Source organism: Enterobacter sp. CGMCC 5087, from assembly GCF_003144775.1.
Lineage (GTDB): Bacteria > Pseudomonadota > Gammaproteobacteria > Enterobacterales > Enterobacteriaceae > Enterobacter > Enterobacter cloacae_M.
Genome location: NZ_QFXN01000002.1, coordinates 1 through 298, shown reverse-complemented (window position 1 = coordinate 298; position 298 = coordinate 1). Strand labels below are relative to the sequence as shown.

The following is a 298-nucleotide window of genomic DNA, read 5'->3' as shown; positions in this document are numbered from 1 at the left end:
GGCAAAGTCCGGCGCGTTACGGGGTAGAGGGAGATCGCTGAACTCGTGTAACTCTTCCATAAAGCCCACAAGAACAGGCTGGGCAAATCCTGAACCAAAGTCCTCGCGCCGGCGGGTCAGGGTTTTCCACGCCTCCAGCATGGCCGCGCGGGCGGAGCTGTAGTTCACATCAGACCAGTCCTGGCTGATTTGCTGGGCTGAAAGACCGGTAGCGGCAGCCAGGTTTCGCAGCATGGCATTTTCAAAATCGGCAAAATTGCTGTTTGGCCGCGCCGCATCCACCGTGCCGATTTCCTCG

Annotated in this window: 1 protein-coding gene; it reads right to left on the bottom strand. The window is 58.7% G+C overall.

Annotated elements, in window-relative coordinates; all coding sequences use genetic code 11:
• The coding region (locus DEO48_RS00010; protein WP_146198220.1) for a phage portal protein at window positions 1–298 on the bottom strand (298 nt) is incomplete at both ends.